Annotated in this window: 16 protein-coding genes and 2 pseudogenes; 7 read left to right on the top strand and 11 right to left on the bottom strand. The window is 57.6% G+C overall.

The genetic code is table 11. From position 1 onward, the window contains the following. Positions 1-320: 320 nt before the first annotated feature. The 4 genes and pseudogenes from LPU83_RS53585 to LPU83_RS53600 form a co-directional block, all read right to left on the bottom strand. The gene (locus tag LPU83_RS53585; RefSeq protein ID WP_024318687.1) at positions 321-614 is read right to left on the bottom strand and encodes an HdeA/HdeB family chaperone; all 294 of its coding nucleotides are present in this window, start codon (positions 612-614) and stop codon (positions 321-323) included. A 196-nt stretch (positions 615-810) separates the two neighbouring features. Beyond that, positions 811-965 (bottom strand): annotated as a pseudogene (locus LPU83_RS53590) (helix-turn-helix domain-containing protein); the annotation flags it as partial. Positions 966-1189: 224 nt separating this feature from the next. Next, entirely contained in the window at positions 1190-1972 is a 783-nt protein-coding gene (locus LPU83_RS53595; RefSeq protein WP_024318686.1) for an SDR family oxidoreductase, read from the bottom strand. After that, on the bottom strand, positions 1969-2292 hold the full coding sequence (locus tag LPU83_RS53600) for a nuclear transport factor 2 family protein (protein ID WP_029710505.1): 324 nt from the start codon (positions 2290-2292) through the stop codon (positions 1969-1971). Before LPU83_RS53600 ends, LPU83_RS53595 begins: the two co-directional genes overlap by 4 nt. A gap of 76 nt (positions 2293-2368) precedes the next feature. On the opposite strand from LPU83_RS53600, the gene LPU83_RS53605 reads away from it, so the two are divergent. The 4 genes from LPU83_RS53605 to LPU83_RS53615 all read left to right on the top strand — a co-directional run bounded on the left by LPU83_RS53605 (position 2369) and on the right by LPU83_RS53615 (position 4618). Further along, positions 2369-2758 (top strand): winged helix-turn-helix transcriptional regulator, encoded by a 390-nt coding sequence (locus LPU83_RS53605; protein ID WP_024318684.1) that lies wholly within the window; start codon positions 2369-2371, stop codon positions 2756-2758. A gap of 245 nt (positions 2759-3003) precedes the next feature. Next, positions 3004-3345, top strand: coding sequence for an XRE family transcriptional regulator (locus LPU83_RS53610; RefSeq protein ID WP_024318683.1), 342 nt, complete (start codon positions 3004-3006; stop codon positions 3343-3345). Beyond that, complete coding sequence (locus tag LPU83_RS75365; protein ID WP_309475147.1) at positions 3345-3776, top strand: HipA N-terminal domain-containing protein; 432 nt, start codon at positions 3345-3347, stop codon at positions 3774-3776. The genes LPU83_RS53610 and LPU83_RS75365 overlap by 1 nt, the downstream gene beginning before the upstream one ends. Then, a complete protein-coding gene (locus tag LPU83_RS53615; protein WP_309475148.1) occupies positions 3704-4618 on the top strand; it encodes a type II toxin-antitoxin system HipA family toxin in 915 nt (304 codons plus the stop codon). Before LPU83_RS75365 ends, LPU83_RS53615 begins: the two co-directional genes overlap by 73 nt. Before the next feature lie 104 nt (positions 4619-4722). On the opposite strand, the gene LPU83_RS53620 is transcribed toward LPU83_RS53615, so the two are convergent. Both LPU83_RS53620 and LPU83_RS53625 read right to left on the bottom strand, forming a co-directional pair. Beyond that, the gene (locus tag LPU83_RS53620; RefSeq protein WP_157997360.1) at positions 4723-4884 is read right to left on the bottom strand and encodes a hypothetical protein; all 162 of its coding nucleotides are present in this window, start codon (positions 4882-4884) and stop codon (positions 4723-4725) included. Between the two features lie 162 nt (positions 4885-5046). After that, the gene (locus LPU83_RS53625) at positions 5047-6543 is read right to left on the bottom strand and encodes a mechanosensitive ion channel family protein (RefSeq protein ID WP_141652623.1); all 1497 of its coding nucleotides are present in this window, start codon (positions 6541-6543) and stop codon (positions 5047-5049) included. Positions 6544-6839: 296 nt separating this feature from the next. Here LPU83_RS53625 and LPU83_RS73620 point away from each other — a divergent pair, with 296 nt between their 5' ends. Further along, positions 6840-7160, top strand: coding sequence for a hypothetical protein (locus tag LPU83_RS73620; protein ID WP_157997361.1), 321 nt, complete (start codon positions 6840-6842; stop codon positions 7158-7160). Between the two features lie 208 nt (positions 7161-7368). Here LPU83_RS73620 and LPU83_RS74200 read toward each other — a convergent pair. After that, positions 7369-7470, bottom strand: a pseudogene (locus LPU83_RS74200) (ornithine carbamoyltransferase); the annotation flags it as partial. A gap of 718 nt (positions 7471-8188) precedes the next feature. Between LPU83_RS74200 and LPU83_RS75370 the strand changes: the two are divergent. Then, the gene (locus LPU83_RS75370) at positions 8189-8590 is read left to right on the top strand and encodes a hypothetical protein (protein ID WP_309475149.1); all 402 of its coding nucleotides are present in this window, start codon (positions 8189-8191) and stop codon (positions 8588-8590) included. 189 nt (positions 8591-8779) lie between these two features. On the opposite strand, the gene tnpC is transcribed toward LPU83_RS75370, so the two are convergent. Genes tnpC through tnpA form a run of 3 tightly spaced genes read right to left on the bottom strand, consistent with a single transcriptional unit; the run spans position 8780 to position 11177 of the window. Then, a complete protein-coding gene (tnpC, locus tag LPU83_RS53640) occupies positions 8780-10369 on the bottom strand; it encodes an IS66 family transposase (protein ID WP_037069545.1) in 1590 nt (529 codons plus the stop codon). A gap of 54 nt (positions 10370-10423) precedes the next feature. Further along, positions 10424-10777, bottom strand: coding sequence for an IS66 family insertion sequence element accessory protein TnpB (gene tnpB, locus LPU83_RS53645; protein ID WP_037069548.1), 354 nt, complete (start codon positions 10775-10777; stop codon positions 10424-10426). Beyond that, positions 10758-11177, bottom strand: a complete 420-nt coding sequence (gene tnpA, locus LPU83_RS53650; RefSeq protein ID WP_037069550.1) for an IS66-like element accessory protein TnpA — start codon at positions 11175-11177, stop codon at positions 10758-10760. The genes tnpB and tnpA overlap by 20 nt, the downstream gene beginning before the upstream one ends. A 305-nt stretch (positions 11178-11482) precedes the next feature. On the opposite strand from tnpA, the gene LPU83_RS53655 reads away from it, so the two are divergent. Further along, positions 11483-12292 (top strand): hypothetical protein, encoded by an 810-nt coding sequence (locus LPU83_RS53655; protein WP_029710669.1) that lies wholly within the window; start codon positions 11483-11485, stop codon positions 12290-12292. Between the two features lie 575 nt (positions 12293-12867). Here the strand turns inward: LPU83_RS53655 and LPU83_RS53660 are convergent. Continuing rightward, positions 12868-14166 (bottom strand): diguanylate cyclase domain-containing protein, encoded by a 1299-nt coding sequence (locus tag LPU83_RS53660; RefSeq protein WP_162392081.1) that lies wholly within the window; start codon positions 14164-14166, stop codon positions 12868-12870.

Here is a 14166-nt window from a genome sequence, read left to right on the forward strand (position 1 = left end):
CGTTGCGAATCACAGGCGCGACAGACGGGGTCGACAGCGTCAATTCTGGAGATCGAAAATGAAAAATTGGTTTTGTCAGAAGTTGTTGCGGTGATTGCCGCAAGCACGGGAATGGGTGTAGTGGACACGGCAGCCTTGCGCTGTTGTCCCTACTCTGTTGCAAGGGATATACTTGGCACGCCTGCCAGGAATATCGCAGCCACCGAGGCGGCGATGAGAGGCTTGGATCCGAACATTGTCCGTCTCCCGCGAAAGAGGCCACAGCCGTGGCCTCGATGCCTCAGTGGCGGCGTGATTGCCGCCACCGTCATAGATTCGGATTACGACTTGGAGACCGCTTCCATGGCGTCCGCCAGCGTGGAGGTGGCGTTTTTCTTGCAATAGGCGGCGACCTTCTCCGCATTGGCGTGGGCCTTGTCGCCATCGATCATGGCACTGCCAGCTTTGCCGTGAACGTACCCGTTTACCCACATCGCCACACCGATGGTCTTCGCGGCGGGCATGTCGCCGACATCCTTGCAGGTGAGTTTCGACATGTCCACTTCCGCGGCCAACGCCTGGCTTGTCAAGCCAATACCTGCAACTGCTATTGCGATTGAAACAAGGCGTATCATGATCTTCCTCCCAAATTCGCCCGTTGCCAGAGCGAGGGCTCGTGTGTGTGGTGGTATGTTTGGAAACCACAAGGCGCCGTGGCCAGGATCGACCGCGGCAGATCGTAATTTAGAAACAACTAATAATAGCACGATACGTTGAGGAATACGCGTAATTTTATCGCGCTCTCTGGCGACACGAACGACAGTGGAGGGTGCGTCGCGATCGATCTGTCAGTCCTTCCAGACCGCTGTCGTTATAGCGGTGATGATCTTGTGACCGGTCTTGCGGGAGATGCAGAATTCGCGGCACAGCGCCGCTATCTTCTCGCCATCCAGAACCCGCGCAACGAATTTGAGACGCTCGTCCATGCGGTTGCACTTCTGCCAAGGCACCTTCGCTCTCCTCGCAAAGGCAAAAAGTGTAACCCATGTCTCCGGTTTGAACTGTCACCCCTCTCTCGGGAAGGACACTTACCATGCCAAGGCTTTTTCTGGTCTTGGTCACGAATTGGTCACTCCGTTCTGCGCCACCCGCCGCGCCCCGTCGCATAGCAGCCTGATTGCGATTGTTGCGGCATTAAGAGGCAATCATCTCAAGCTGTCGGCACAGTGCCACCGTCGATGGTGTATTCGGTCCCGGTGATTGCGCTCGCACGAGGGGACACGAGAAAAGCGATCAAATCCGCGACTTCCTCTGGCTTGGCCGGTCTGCCGAGCGGTATGCCTCCCAACCCCTTCATGATGATCTGCTTGCCGCCTTCGTAGTCCGTGCCAGCTTCATAGGCCAAACGCTGTGCCAAGCGCACGGCCGCCTCCGTTTCTACCCAGCCTGGCGAAACTCGCACGACGCGAATGCCCTTCGGCGTGACCTCTTTCGAGAGGCTCTTGCTGTAGGTCGAAAGCGCAGCTTTCGCCGCAGCGTAGGCAGTCGTGGACTCGGGGAGCGGTAACTGGTGCTGAATCGACGTAACATGAATGATGACGCCTGATCCCTGTTCAAGCATTAGCGGAAGCAATGCGCGGTCGATGCGAACGGCAGACATGAGATTTTGGTTGAGCGCCTTTGCCCATTCGTCGTCGCTAAGGGCTGCGAAGCCTCCAGCAGGCGCACTCGACCCACCCAAAACATTGACAATGATGTCGATGCCACCGAGTTGTTCCGTGACCGCTCGGGCGACCGCCTCGCAGCCTTCAGCCGTTGCAAGGTCGGCGGCGACATAAAGCGGACCGCCGGCGGACGGCGGCGGAACCGAACGCGCCGACGTCAGCACGGTCGCGCCAGCATCCAGCAGCGTTGCGACAACCGCCGCGCCAACGCCTTGCGTTCCGCCACTTACCAGTGCGCGCTTGCCTTGCAAATCGAGGCTAAAACTCATAGCGCCGTCTCCAGCGCCGCAATCTTTCCGCCTTCCAGTACAAAGAAATATCGCAGATCGACGGGGCTTCCGGGGAAGTTGCCGACGAGGTGGCTGGTGACGATCACCTTGCCATCAGCGCGCTCTATCTTAAGCGGCTCACTCGTATATTCATACTTTGCCGACGCTTCGGCCTTCCAGCGCGCAATTGCGGCTCGTCCCTTGTAGGTATTACCTTCGTCTTTTACGATGGCGTTCTCAGTAAAACACTTGGCAACAGCATTACCGTCGCCCTTGTCAGCCGTGAAGTAGTCAGCAATTGGCTTTGGCAGATCAATCATTTACATGGCCTCTCTGGTTAAGCCTTGTACGGCCAGCGGGATTGCGCGGAATTAAGTATGGCGATACGCTATCAAAATGACAAGAACACACGAAAAAGTAAGGTACATACCAAAAGGTAAGGTTGGCACCTATACACGCGAAATGGCGGCGGAGGGCGTCGAGCAGGCATTGAAGCTGTTGGAAGGGCGGTGGAAGCTCACCATCCTGTTTCACCTGTTTGGTGGCCGGATCATGCGGTTTTCCGATTTGGAGCGCGGCATCCCCTTGATTTCACAGAAAATGCTGATCCAGCAGCTTCGACAGATGGAGAAGGACGGGATCGTCCGTCGCATTGTCCATCATCAGGTGCCGCCAAAGGTCGAATATGGCCTGACAGATTGGGGGCAGGCGCTATGCCCGGCACTCGACGCCTTGCTGACCTGGGCAGCAGAGCGTCCGGCGCCCGACAGCGCTGAAGGAGATTAGCTGCCCGTCGGCATGACATCTCTAACTTTCGCGTATGTGAAACACGCGAAAGTTAAAATTCTGGGGCGGGGCTGATAAAGGTGCGCGTTTTCATAATGTTCACAATAATGGTCATTAAGCGGCTTTTGGTTCACGTTCGCGGACATAGCTGGCACAATGCGTTTTGGGCGTTCTGAGCGCATCAGTTGATTTAACGTTCATAATCGTGTACACTAACTGCTATAGCGACTACGATCGTGAACGCAATGGACAAGAACGCATCATATAACCTGCCTATCCCCGTCCGGCGTGCCCTGCGCAAGCTGGGCCAGGATATCCGCGATGCACGGCGGCGGCGGCGCATTCCCTCGGCAATCCTAGCCGAGCGCGCCTCGATCAGCCGCACAACCCTTGTCAAGGTCGAGAAGGGCGACGCGGGAGTGTCGCTTGGCACCTATGCCACCATATTATTTGTGCTTGGATTGATTGATCGTCTTTCCACCCTTGCGGACGTGCGGCACGACCCGCGCGGACTGGAGCTGGAAGAAGAGCATCTGCCGAGACGCATCAGACGCCCCAAGAGCCCCCAGCCCTCGAAGGACGGATGATGGATCAGGAAACGCTCGTCTATGTCGACCTTGGCGGCGCCTCCCATCTTGTCGGGAAGCTCTGGGCACATATGCGCAAGAACCGCGAAAGCGCCACTTTCGAGTATGCGCCGTCATGGCTTGAGAATGGACAGCGTTTTGCTCTGGAGCCTGCCTTGAACCTCGGCGAGGGCGCGTTCCACACTGCGGCCGACAGATTCATGTTCGGCTCAATCGGCGATTCCGCACCCGACCGGTGGGGCCGCGCTTTGATGCGCCGGCCGAAAGACGCCGCGCTGAAAAAGCCGGGGAACCGCCGCGCACTCTGGGAGAAATCGACTATCTTCTCGCGGTCGATGACGAGGCTAGGCAGGGAGCCTTGCGTTTTGCTGGCAAGGAAGGCGGGCCCTTCCTCGCGGATCACGAGGACGCCACACGCATCCCGCCGCTGATTGAACTGCCGAGGCTGCTGGCCGCTACCGAGCGCATCATTGATGATGATCATGATGGTCATGATGATGATGAGGATGAGAATTTGCGACTGCTTCTTGCGCCGGGCTCCTCCCTCGGCGGCGCGCGTCCGAAGGCGTCCGTCAGAGACAGGGACGGCGCGCTCGTCATCGCAAAGTTTCCGCACAAGGATGACGAATTCAATACCGTCGCCTGGGAGGCCGTTGCACTGTCTCTTGCGGCGAGGGCCGGGATAGCGACCGCCGCATCACAGTTTGAGCATATCGCCGAAAAGCCGGTGCTGCTGCTCCGCCGCTTTGATCGTGACGGCGCGACCCGCATTCCGTTTCTGTCAGCCATGAGCATGCTGGGCGCAAAGGATAACGAGCCGCACAGCTATCTGGAGATCGTCGATGCCCTGCGGCAGAGCGGTGCGAGAGCGAAAGAAGACATGCGCGAGTTATGGCGGCGCATTGTCTTCACGATCATGATCTCGAATTCAGACGACCATATGCGCAATCACGGCTTTCTCTACACAGGCCCTGACGGCTGGGCTCTTTCCCCTGCCTATGATCTCAACCCCGTTCCGGTCGATATCAAACCGCGTGTTCTCTCGACGGCGATTGACCTCGACGACCAAACTGCCTCTCTCGACGTGGCATTGTCCGTCGCAGATTATTTTGAACTGAAGCCCGCACAGGCGCGCGGGATCGCGGCCGAGGTTGCCGCCAGCGTTTCCTGCTGGAGAGACGAGGCCGGGCGCATTGGGCTCAGCGTAAGGGAGTGTGATCGTATGGCGTCAGCCTTCGAGCATGGCGATCTTGCGGCGGCATTGAAGAAATAGCTGACGGCTTGCCGGACGGCTTCAGAAATTATAACGCACGAACAAGGACATACGAGTTCCCAGTTTCATCCTCTCCGGCGCGCTAAATTGTTGTGGTCCCGGCGTTATTCGACAGGCCCTTTCGCCAGGGTCTTCACAAGGCGGACGTCATCGTCGGCGGCCGGCGGCACGGCATCTGCTTCAACGCCCTGGCCTTCCTGCCTCAGCCACCAGACCGACAGCTTCGACAGATTGTAGAGCCCGTTCGGCTGGCGAACGGCTCTCAACGTGATGGCAGCGTCGTGATCGAAGGAGCCCGTCGCGCGACTCCACCCCGTATCCGGTCGGAAACAGCGGTTTTGGTGCTCTCGCCTTTCAAGCCCTTCACCGCGGGAACGGTTCCGGCTCCCGTTTCCCGCGCAAGAGACTTTACCCCCGGCATTTCATGACTAGCGGCGTCGCCTTTGGCCTTCGCTGCGGGGGGTCTCTGAGATCTTTCGCAGAAAGCTGCGAAGCTTCGACAGGAACATCTCGGGCGCTTCAGCATCGTCGCTCTGACGCGCAACCACGTCCCTGCGGTTCATTTCCTGCCCCCTGCGAGCCAATACTTCAAAGCTCTTGACGAGATCCGGCCGTACCGCGATGGCGTCACCCACGCCCTGTTTGTCAAGGCTGTAAGCGGTCACGGGTGTCAGTGCGGTAGCGGTTGCCGCGTAGGGTGTCCCTGTGATCATGCCGATCGCCCCAAGGCTGCTGCCCGGCCCCAATCGGAAGATCACTTCGGGCCATTCGGGAGTATCATTCGAAATCTCCACGGTGCCCGACGCCAGAATGAACAGCACTTTCGGATCATCGCCCTGCTTCATGAGTTTGTCGCCCGCCGCAAACCACACCTCGACCAGATGCTCCGCCAAGAGAATTCGATCGGACTCGGCGAGCACTCCGAACCAGTCAGACTCCTGGAGGAGCGTTGCTGCGCTTGGAACGTCCAAGCGCGCTCGGATCGGGACACCCGGAACGGCAAGTGCAATGCCCGCGTGGCGAAGATGGGATTGAACGTGGCCCAGCAGTTCGGTACGGGCTGCGACGAGCACTTCGATGCTTGGAATGGAAAAGCTGATGTCATAGGCCACGCCATCGCCCTCAAGTCCCGTGCGGGCGACACTGGGCGGCGGCGTCGCGGACAGCAACATGCAGGTTTTGACTGCCGCGTTCAGAACCGCCATACAACGATCCGGCAGTTCGTTCGCCGCGAGCTTCACCGTGATTGAGACGCGACGGATGTTCGTCGGCATACTGTGGTTCACCAGGCGTGCCTTAGCCATCACGCTGTTGGGAACGATGGCAACGTCCCCGTTCGGCGTCGCAATGTGCGTGGAGCGCCAGTTTACCTGTATGACCCGGCCTTCGATCCCGCCTTCTACCCAAACCAGATCGCCGGGACTGTAGGGCCGCTCGATGCCAACGGCGATCCCGGAGAATACGTCTGACAAGCTACTCTGAAGCGCTAAGCCCAACACGATCGCAATGACGCCGGAGGTGGCAAGAAGGCCGCCGACCGGAACGGCGAAGACGAAGTTGATCACGGCGAACAGCGTCAGAAGATGGATGATCCCGGCCATCAGGTCAGAGACGATGCGGGTTTCTCGTGGCTTGGCCTCGAACACCACGAACAGCCGGACAATGCCGATTGCACACTGGGCCGCGATAAGCCACCATCCGACCTCGATAAGTTGCTGCCATATTCGGGCGCCGGGCTGCACGGTATCAAATTCCGGACCAAACGGTGAGCCCACCGTTCGCAGCACGAGATATGTGAGCGCGATGAAAGCCGCCAGCTGCCACGCGGCTCTCGCCCAAAGCGGCCATCCTCGCGTCATCAACGGCACGATCATCGCCGCAAACAACAGCAAAGTTGCACTGATCTGAGCGGCTTCTTTCGTCATGTTGAAATCCGATTGATAGAAGAAACCCGGCAACTACGCCGTCGCGGGCCGGGAGAATGTAAACTTCGGAACCCCGAAGGAACAAGTGCTGGCGGCTTCCTGACTCTCGGGATTTTCTTCTTTCTTCCGAACTGCCAACCAAACGGCAAACGATTCCCTGTAGCCCTGTAGCTGCTATAATAGCAATTAGCCATGCGCAGCGTGCGTGTCTTACTGTATCCTCGCGTTGCCTCACGCGTAGGCTACTTCAATGCACCGGCACCTGTCATAATATTGGCATATGGAGGGCGGCTTCGATGAAAGACAATCAAGGCGCTAGGTATCGGATCTGCGAGGACGCTTTCGGCATTTTCTCGGTGATCGATGACGCCATAGGTCTTCCCGCCGAAGTAGGAGTGACGTTCGTTCTTTTGCAAAAGCCGGAAGCACACGATTTTCTCACCTGGCTTCGACGAGGGTATCATCCTCCACGACTGCAATCTTCTTCGACCCGACGCAGTCAGCGAATGTCAAACGAGGCAATTGGATTCAAACGATACCCGGTAAAGGTTTATCCCGTGCCTGCGGCTCTACAGCTCGCTCGAACCGTTCTTCACCAAGACCTGGCGGCCGAGTGAGGTCGAAGTCGTTAAGTGGTCAGCGAGCGAACGCGATAGCATCGCGTCAGGGATCGGCCACCGCTTGGCCGATCCGTCCATCCTCGATTTCATTTCGAACGGCTGTTTGCGGGACCAAAACTTAGTCGAATAAACGTGTTTCGCTACCCTTTCCGGACAAGGCCGTCTTCCGCTACCGGCCAGAAGCAAACGAAAGCGCGGGCCAACCTTAGGCAATAGCCCATTCCATTAAGGCGTTCTGGGCATGCAGCAAGAATGCCTTTGCAGTGCGGCTTTGACATACTGGGTGCGACATTGCATCGGCAGTCATCCGGAGGCGCAATCATCTCGGAACAAAGGGGCGGTTTCATCGGAATCGGCACACTGCCCCTGTAGGATTTTTCCATGAATGTACGTCAAGAACGCCGCTTTAGGGATTAGTATGAAGACGGCTCCGAACTGCATCTAATTGGCACGGGATGCGAAGGTCCGTACTTTCAGCTGGTTGGCATTTTGGAGGATGGCCTCCGGAAGGCCGGGTTGCCGAGTGACGTGCCGTTCGGCTTGTGCCGATCCAGGACGAACACGGCTCCGCTCGGTTATCAACTGGGACTGTATCCTGGAAACGTCGGTACTTCATACTGCGCACATCCCGGCGCGGTCCTCATTGAATTACGTGGCTTTCGCGGCCATGTGATCGGCAATGCACGTAGCGTCTTCACCAACGCCAAACAGCAGCCCGGACTTGAAAGTATGCATCCAATGCAGCCCAAGGAAATACAGAATTCGGCCAGTTGGTGACGTTCCTGAACAGGTGCGCCGCCTTTGTCGAACAATGTCCAGCCAACCAAACTCTAAAGAGTATCCAAGCTACCTCCGGTTTGCACCGAAAGAGGTGACAATAGGCCGACCGACGCGGCACACGCGGCAGATCGAAGGGGGCACCGGGGGTTACCGCGTGCTGCATATCCGATGGGTCGCTCAGAAATTTGCAACAAACATTCCGGGGTCGGCGTTTAGGTGTAACAAGGTAACAAGAAGGCGAACCAATGCCCTACAAGCGGTACGGTTTAGAGGAGAACTCAGACGGCAGTTGGCGTGTCATAGACTACCGTGAAGGAAAGGCTGCGGAAAAGAACGGAGAGGTTCTCGATCGGTTACCCCACGATACCGCTAGCAACCTTGAATTTATCCTTAACGCCCAAGAGAAAGGGAAGAGGACGGCTAAGGTCGCGCCACAGCAGCACCCAAAGGCACACCTCATGGCAGCCGTGCGGTATAGCCGTCGCGAGAACCTAAACAACTACTGGACAGTCGTCGATGCAGTCACCGGTCAGCCGGTCGTTATCGATGGGGTGGTCATGGATATGCTTCTCGACGAGGAGGCCGAGGAACTGGTCGAGCGGCTGAACCGTAATGAGAATGAATATGGACCCTTTAAGCGGCCCTAATGTCCACCCTATGGAAGGAGGCTCGCCTCTGTCGGTCGCGCTAGATGCCTCTCCGATTTGGACGATAATCTGTTCCAAACAGAGGGAAAATATAGCGCGCACGCGGCTAAACTGTAAGCGCGATTTTCGATGCGTATTGACGCCTGTTCCACACCGAACGGCGGATAGCATCGGTCGCGGTATCCGGCTCTATTCGGTCGTGGAGGTCTTGGAGAAGTTGAACGGGAGCAGGTCGCCGATGTCGGCATTCTCTTCGCGCTGTGGCAACTCGGTGAGTACGTGGCGCAGCCAGATCAGAGGGTCGACGCCACAGGCGCGGCATGTCAGCATCAGACTGTAAATCACAGCACTGGCCTTGGCTCCGTCAGCAGTGTCGCTGAACAGCCACGATTTTCTTCCGGTCGCAAAAACCCTGATGTCGCGTTCCAGGATGTTGTTATCGATCGGCATCCTGCCGTCGCTGGTGTAGCGCGTCAGATAATCCCATTGGTTCAGGGTGTAGGACACAGCATCGCCGAGCTTGGTATCCGGCACGACCTTCGGCGCGATGTTATCGAGCCACGTCTTGAGGGCGTTCAGGACAGGCAAACTGTGCTGTTGCCGGAAGCGGCGAATGCAGGCGGCCTGCGTTTCACCGGCGTCGGGCTTTATCTCTCGCGCCTGCCTCTCGATCCGGTAGAGCTGCTCGAAGAACCTGAGCGCTTGCTCCGGCGGGCCGCCGCCATTCTTTCTTGCCTTGAGGGCTTCGACGAAGCGCCGCCTGGAGTGAGCCATGCATCCGACATGGGTTGCGCCATGCAATGTGCGCCAGGCTGTGTAGCCATCGCTCACCAATATGCCGCGGTAGTCACCAAGGAAGGTCTGCGGGTGGATCTGGCCGCGCCCGGGCTGATAATCGAGCAGTACGATTGGCTGGTCACTGTCCTCGCCGCTGCGATAGGCCCACATGTACGATGTGCTGGTGGCCTCCTTGTCCTTTTCCTTGAGGACTTGAACCGTCGTCTCATCGCCATGAATGAGAGGCTGCGATCGCAACCGCAGTTTCAGCGCATCATAGATGCGGTGCAGATGCTTCTCGCTTGAGCCGATGACCCAGTGAGCGAGAGCGCCGCGGCTGATCGGAACACCAGCACGCTCGAATGTCTGAGCCACGCGGTAAAGCGGTGTGCCGTCGACGTATTTGTGGACGAGCGCGAAGGCTAACGTCGAGGCGGTAGCGATGCTGCCCGGCAGGGGCTGCGTCGGCATCGGTGCGATCACGACGGGTGTGTTGATCCCGGTGCGGTCGCAATGGCGGCAAGCGTACTTGAACCGCACATTCTGTAGGACCTTTGCCTTGACCTCGATATGGAGCTGCTCGGTAACAGCCTCGCCCATGCGATGCATCTGACCCTGGCAGCAGGGACAAGACTTCTGATCGTCGGGGAGGTCATATTCGACGCGCTCGCGTGGCAGGTCTTCTGGCAGAGGTCTGCGTCCACGCTTCTTTCCCGTTTGACCTTCTACCGCTGGCAGGCCGGTGTCCGGAAGCTCGACAACATCGCCTGCTTCGCTGCCATCCTCGACCGCAGCCTCTTCGGCCTCGTTGAAGAGACGATCAATGTGCTTTTCACTGCGGGGGGCAAAGCGATGGAGTTTTGCCAGTGCAAGCTCTTCTTCCAGCTTGACGACCCGCTGCGAGAGCGCTTCCTTCTCGGCTTTGAGCGCAGCGATTTCGGCAGCATTGGCTGCCAATTGCGCCATCAGTTCTGCAATGCTCGGTTCGCCGGTGCGAGTCATCAGATTCTTGAATCTGAACCGCCCAGCCGCGTCAACTGCTCAATTCGACATCCGTCAGCCGGCAATCTGATATTGCCGCACCGGATGGCGCACCATTGCGTCGATATCGATGCCATCGAGGATCCAGTGAAGCTGTTCTGTCGTCAGCATGACCACCGGCACCTCGCAACGGGGCCATCTGAACCTGTCCTCGGTCAACCGCTTCAGGACCATCACAAAACCGGAACGATCAAAAAACAGCAGCTTCATTCGGTCACGCCGGCGATTGCAGAAGGCAAAAACCGCAGGCGCAAACGGATCCAGCGCCATCGTCTCCTGGACCAGGACCGCCAGGCTGTTGATGCCCGCGCGGAAGTCGATCGGTTCGCGATGCAGGTAAACCTTGAGATCACCGCCCAGTCTGAACATGACCCAGCGCTCCTATGATTGCTTCCAGCACTTCCACACCGGCGCACTCGACGGTCAGGCTGACCCCGTTCGGCAGGAGTGCGCTCACCTTGGATGCGGGAAGGCACTGGCTCAATGGCTTGGTCTTCTTCAGATCGCCAGCAGAACCCGAGTGCATATCCGGAGCAATCTGAACCGGAACGAACGCCGAGGCCAAAGGCAATTGACGCTCCGCTCTGGACTTCTTCATCCACTTCCGGACGAGATTCGCATTGACGCCGTGCTCCAGCGCCAGCCGCGAGACCGAAACGCCGGGTTCTAAGCACGCCGCGACAAGCTGATCTCTCGACGCAGGGTCATATCGACGGCGGCCGTCGCGACCAACAAGCCGTACCTGCAGTTTAGGAGCATCTTCATCCATGATTTGGTGTCCACCTATTTTTTGGTGGACGCTTCATGCCTCACAGCACTCCGCTACAGAAGGCGCACAGAAATTAGCGCTTACGCTAAACTCATATTGCCCTAAAGGGCAATGACAAGCGTTTAGAAAACGGCTTCACAACTGATACCCGCCAAACCACAGAATGCCCTATTGTTCTGGACCAAGTGTTGTCACCGTGCACTTGCGCCAACATTAGGACTATCTCATCATGCTTGCAACATGCGACCTTGGGGGGCTCCTGCATGGCTCCGCTGGAGTGTTGAACCGACTTGCAGGTAGGAGCAATGACTGTGTCAGAAAATTCTCTCAAACTCCTGAGTTATATCGTCCTTCTGACATCAATAGCTACATCTGCGCACGCCCAGTCCAGTGAGGAGCTAGCGAAAAAGCTCTCGAACCCGATTGCCTCTCTGATCAGCGTGCCATTCCAGTTCAACTATGACCAAGGGTACGGCCCCCAAGATGGCGATCACGCTACGCTGAATATTCAGCCGGTGATTCCGTTTTCACTCAATGAAGACTGGAACCTCATATCCCGAACAATCCTGCCTGTGACCTGGCAGGACGACATCGCTGGCCCGTCAGGCGAGCAGTTCGGGCTTGGGGACACGCTGCAGAGTTTCTTCCTGTCGCCTGCCAAGCCAACTGAAAGTGGAATCATCTGGGGCGTCGGCCCTGCATTCCTTCTGCCCACCGGCACCGACGAACTCCTCGGAACAGGAAAGTGGGGCGCAGGTCCAACTGGCGTTGCTCTAAAGCAGGAAGGTCCCTGGACATTCGGCATACTGGCAAACCATATTTGGTCGTTTGCCGGACAGAGCGACCGTGCTGACGTCAGTTCGACGTATCTACAGCCTTTCATTTCTTATACGACGCCTGAAGCCTGGACGTTTTCATTGAACACCGAGAGTACATACGACTGGGAAGCCAAGGACTGGTCGGTCCCGATCAACTTCCAGGTCTCAAAGATTGTAAAGTTCGGCGAACAGCCCGTAAGCTTTGGCATAGGTGCGCGTTACTGGGCGCAATCACCGGAAAACGGACCGGACGGCTGGGGAGTTCGGGCGGTCGTCACCTTCTTGTTCCCGAAATAGAGCGACCGCGACGGCTGCAGCGTTTGTCTGACTAGCCTTCACCGGAAAGTTCCTCGCGCAATCAGCCATGTGCACCACACCGAGAACAGAAATGCAACGGCAACAGCCCACACGGGATGTTCAAGTGCGGCCATCCAGAAATCGAGACCTGTCCCGCATACTGCTTCCAAGGCGGCCAGCAAATGTCGACCCCCCAATATCCCACCATCTCGACCTTCTGCCAACCGGTCGGTACATCTTGCGGGATGAAGATTAAGGGGCAGGCTGCGGCCAAGCGACCCCGTCGGCACCATGAGCCAGCCGTGAAAGCAGGCCTGCTTCGCGGCGCAATATCCGGTGTTTGCGGATATTTACGTCCCAGTCATGACCGCAGTCCTCGAAACTGCTTAAAGAATCTAGTTCGAGGTGTGAGCGGGACACCGCGTACGTCTATCCTGTAATATGCTGATGAGATGCTTTTAAACAATTGGCGTTTTCCGGTCGTTATCGATGGGCTGCGATTGCCGGTCCAAGTCCATCACCTCTACCCAGAATCACCCGCCTCGTCCCGCTATGACTTGCCATGCAGACGTCGATCATCCCGTCATTTCGCAAACCACTGCCGTGTTTTTGCCTTTCGCCTTGGCCTCGTAGAGACACTTGTCGGCGTGCCTCATCATCTTTTCGAGAGTCGGCGTGGAGGAGTTGGTCCAGGCAGCTCCTACGCTTGCTTCGACAAGCACGACACCTTCCTTCAAGTCGATAGGCGCGGCCAGTTCAGCTACGATACGACCTGCAACTCGCTCAGCGACTTCACCGCCACCTTCGAGAACAACGACAAATTCGTCTCCGCCCAACCGGCATACGGCATCACTGGGTCGGACCGCCGCCTTCAATCTCGAGGCCGTCTCGATTAGAACCTGGTCGCCGGCGGCATGACCTAAGCTGTCGTTGACCTCCTTGAAGCCATCGAGATCGATCGTGAGCACCAGTCGGCCCTTCTCCTTGCTCATGCGATCGAACTTCTTCTGCAGGCCGCGCCGATTGAAAAGTCCTGTTAGCACGTCGGTGTCAGCATTGGCCTCAAGTTCGGCGCGTCGCAGGTGTTCTTCAGTAAAGTCGATCACCACGCCAATTATACGGAAGGGTGTTCCCTGAGCGTCCCGAAGCAGACGCCTGTCGCAACGCATCCAGCGCTCTCCTTCGGTGGTTCGAAGGCGATATTCCGCTACAGCCTTGTCGACCTCCCCTTGTAGAAGCGGCGTCAGGTTGGCAGCAGGATGATCATCTGGGTGTACGTTGGCGAGGTATGCGTTCAGGTCCATTCGGCCGGCTTGGGGTCCGCCGATGTAACGCGCCAGCCGGTCCGACGTCTCGAAACTCTTTGTCTGCAGGTCCATGTGCCAAAAACCGCCCCTCACCGCCTCCATGGCGAGTTCCAACTGTGCCGCGCGTTCCAAGAGTTGACGTTCAATCCGGCGAGCCTCCGTCACGTCCTCGATCATCGCCAGCAGTCGCGCAACCTCCCCTGACGGTTTCCGCATTGCTGTCACCGTCAGGCATGCTTCAACCACCGAGTTGTCCGGTCTCAAGTATCTCTTATCGAGCCGATAGCCGTCCCTCTTTCCACGGAGGACATCATTGAACAGGTTCATGTCCGTTTCCAAATCGTCCGGATGCGTTATGTGGCCAAATGGGACATCGGTCAGATCGTCGCGCGCTCGAGCGAGCATGGTGGCAAGACTTCCGTTCACCTTGACGATCTCCCCAGAAGGACTAACCAGCGCAACGCCGATCGGCGCAGCTTCAAACGCGTAGTCGAAAAGAGCACCGCGCTCCTCCGCCGAATGTGCCGACTCTCGATACAACGGCTTAACGTTTCCAGATTGCTTCAA

It is taken from the genome of Rhizobium favelukesii, assembly GCF_000577275.2.
Classification (GTDB): Bacteria; Pseudomonadota; Alphaproteobacteria; order Rhizobiales; family Rhizobiaceae; genus Rhizobium; species Rhizobium favelukesii.